4 protein-coding genes are annotated in these 3,063 nt (G+C 66.7%); all 4 read right to left on the reverse strand.

Annotated elements, in window-relative coordinates; translation table 11 throughout:
• Window positions 1-111: 111 nt before the first annotated feature.
• On the reverse strand, window positions 112-1,089 hold the full coding sequence (locus HMPREF9440_RS10510; protein WP_008542088.1) for a TonB family protein: 978 nt from the start codon (window positions 1,087-1,089) through the stop codon (window positions 112-114).
• Complete coding sequence (locus HMPREF9440_RS05005) at window positions 1,086-1,544, reverse strand: ExbD/TolR family protein (protein WP_008542089.1); 459 nt, start codon at window positions 1,542-1,544, stop codon at window positions 1,086-1,088. The genes HMPREF9440_RS10510 and HMPREF9440_RS05005 overlap by 4 nt, the downstream gene beginning before the upstream one ends.
• Before the next feature lie 58 nt (window positions 1,545-1,602).
• Window positions 1,603-2,298 carry a MotA/TolQ/ExbB proton channel family protein gene (locus tag HMPREF9440_RS05010; RefSeq protein WP_008542090.1) on the reverse strand — a complete coding sequence of 232 codons (696 nt, stop codon included), beginning with the start codon at window positions 2,296-2,298 and terminating at the stop codon, window positions 1,603-1,605.
• Window positions 2,299-2,394: 96 nt separating this feature from the next.
• The gene (locus HMPREF9440_RS05015) at window positions 2,395-2,961 is read right to left on the reverse strand and encodes a flavodoxin family protein (protein ID WP_050816126.1); all 567 of its coding nucleotides are present in this window, start codon (window positions 2,959-2,961) and stop codon (window positions 2,395-2,397) included.
• Between the last annotated feature and the right edge of the window lie 102 nt (window positions 2,962-3,063).

Consider the following 3,063-nt stretch of genomic DNA (forward strand, 5'->3'; position numbering starts at 1 on the left):
CTGGGAGATTTTGGGGGATTCGAGGAACGGTTGACTACGGAGCGCAAGGGGCCGCAAGGGCCCACCGAGAGCCTTCGGCGCGGTCGGGCACCGGCATTCCTGCCCGCGACACTACTTCGCCGCCGTGAGCTCGAACTTCACCGGGACGCGCAGCGTGAGCGCGCGGGTGAGCGGGCTCTTCCGCCCGACCAAGGGCTTCGCGGCCGACTGGGCCGCGCGGTTCAGAAGCGCGGACGTCGCGGGCGTCTCCACCTCCACGCCCACGATCACGCCCGAGGCGTCGACGCGGACCGCGAGGATCACGGTGCCTTCCTGCCCGGTCTGCCGCGCGCGGCGCGGGTAGCTCTTATGGGCTTCGATGACGGCGAGGATTTCGGCGACGACCTGGTTTTCGAGCCCGGCCGCGCCGCTTCCGGGCGTGCCGTCCGTGCCCGCGCCCACGCCGCCCGAGGTACCGGTCGCGGCTGAACCCATAGAGGCGGCGGAAGGCGCGTCGCTCGACGACTGCTCCACCGTCTGAACCGGCGCCGGTTGAGGTGCGGGCTTCGATTCAGCCTTGGGTTTCGGTTGGGGCTTGGGTTGAGGCTTGGGCTGAGGTTTCGGCTTCGGCTGAGGTTTCGGTTCAGGCTTCGGTTCTTCCTTCACGACGGGCTCCGGAATCGGTTCAGGCTCCACGACGGGCTCGGGTTCCGGCAGGGGTTCCGGCTCCGCCACGGGCTCCGGCGCCTTCACGGGTTCGGGCTTCGCGTCGATCGCGTAGTCGCTTTCTTCCACCGTGTGCTCGATCCAGGGATCCTGCTCGATCGGGCGCGGAGCGGCGGGTTCTTCAACCGCTAGCGTCACCGCGGTTTCCTCCCGGAAGATGCCGGCCGGAAGCGACGGGACGGTGAGCACGCGCTCCACAGCGTCCGCGGTGAGCACCGCGAATGCGGCCGCCGCGCACACGAGCACCACCGTCCGCGCGCCCTTCGTCGCGCGGTCGTGCTCGGGCGAGCGGGCGTCACCCGCCCTGCGGCCGTCGGGGCGCTCTGCGGAGCGCTCGCCGGAACGGTCGTCGGTGCGCCCATTGAAGGATTCGGGGGCCGTCATCGGGCCTCCGGCGAAGAAGCGGCGGAAGAAGAGGACGACGAGGACGACGAGGGCGCAGCCTCACCCTCCGCGCGCGTCGAGATGACGAAGCGCCCGGCGCGCTTCGCCTTGGCGACGTCCATCACCCGCACGAAGCTCGCAAAGGGAGCCTTCTCGTCCATGTAGATGTTGAGGAGGCGGTCGGGCTGGGCATCCAACGCCGAGGCCAACGCTTCCGGGGTCGTCAGGTCGCCGTCCAGGTAGAGCGACCCGTCCGCCTTGACGGAGACGAGGATGTCGTTGCGCTCATGGGTCGCCGCGGCCTCGCTCGACTCGGGGAGGATCACTTCGAGGACGGGCTTCGAGAAGCTCATCGTCAGCACGAAGAAGATGATCAGGATGAAGAGGCAGTCGATCAGGGGCGTCAGGTCGATCTGGGGCTCTTCGTCGAAGTCACCGAAGAATTCAGTGTTCATGACTCGTGTCCGGAGAATGGTCGTTGGGGATTCGGGGGCGTCGGGAGCGCTTGAGGCCTCAGCCGACCTTCTGCCCGGCGCCGCAGTGCGCGGGGCAGCCGCCGGCCGCAGTCTCATCCGCATCGGTCTTCACCTCACGGATCTTGTGGCGGCGGCAGACTTCGATCGCGCGGTAGCTGTGTTCGACCGCTTCGATGTGAAAACCCCGGAACTTGAGCATCAGGTAGTAGTAGGCCATCAAGGTCGGGATCGCGACGGTGAGCCCCATGATCGTGGTGATCAACGCGGACCAGATGCCCGACGCCAAGATCGTGGCGTTCGCGTGCGAGACGTCCGCCATCGACTGGAACACCGCCACCATCCCCCAGACGGTGCCGAGGAGCCCCAAAAGCGGCGAGATCACGGAAATGAGCTTCAGCCAACAGAGCCCGTTGCTCACGCGCTTGAAGTTCCGGTGAAAGAGGTAGCTCACCTCGGCGCGGATGTCGTCCGAGTGCTGCGCGTGCGTCGTGACGATGTCGTAGATGATGCGGATCAGCGGGTTGGCGCGCTTCGGGTCGATCCCGCGCAGGCAGCGGTCCTCGCCCTTTTCGAGGTCGAGAAAGTCGCGTTTGAAGTTCCTCCAGACGGCGGTCATGTACACGAGCTGCCAGAGGATGATGTAGAAGGCCAGAAACGCCACGAAGATGAGCACGACGCCTGCCTGGCCGATCATGGCGTAGATGCCGTCGAGATTCTCAATATGAAACTGCATCGCTTGAAATGTGGGTTCGTTGGGAAATCGAAGAAATCCGGAGGAGGTTGTGCCGGGGCTTTGGTTGCCCCGGAAGCCCCGGCGGTCAAGGCGGCGTCAGACCGCTTCCGCGGACGGCTCCCGGCCCGCGCCGAGAAGTTCCGCGAAGGCCTCAACCCCCGCGACCACGTCCATGCGGTCGGGGTGGGCTTCCGACGCCTTCCGGCGCGCTTCGCGCTCGGGGGTCACTTCGCCGCCCATCATCGCGGTCATGCGTTCAAAGAGCGCCGGGTCGATCCGCCCGCGGCAGAGGAAGGTTTTCCAGAGGGTGTTCCCCTCACCCTCCGCGGCCAAGGCCTTCGAGGTCTTCTCCATCCATTCGAGGGACTTCGGCGCGGCCGGGTCCCCGCCCATCGTCGCGAAGCACCCGAGGTCCTTGTCGGAGAGCCTGCGGGCGGCCGCCTGAATGTCTTCGGGCGCCATGCCGCGGTCGCACCAGAAACCCAGGATCACCGGGTTGAAGGGCGTGAGGTCGGCAGGCAAAGCGTCGGCGCGCACGAGGCGGGTCTCGGGAAAGGCATCCTCAATGCCCCGCGCGAGGAGCATCGTGTTCCCGGTTTTGGAGCTCACGATGATGAGGGGCGTCTTCCGGGGCGTCGGGTGGGTAGAAGTGGTGGCGTTCATGATGTTCGGGGAAAAGTGAGTGGTCGCCTTGGTTTCGATGTCGGTTCGAAGACGGTGCGGAGCCCGTGCGGCTGCCGGCCTCAGGAGTCCGGGGCGGTGAGC

The organism is Sutterella parvirubra YIT 11816, assembly GCF_000250875.1.
GTDB lineage: Bacteria > Pseudomonadota > Gammaproteobacteria > Burkholderiales > Burkholderiaceae_F > Sutterella > Sutterella parvirubra.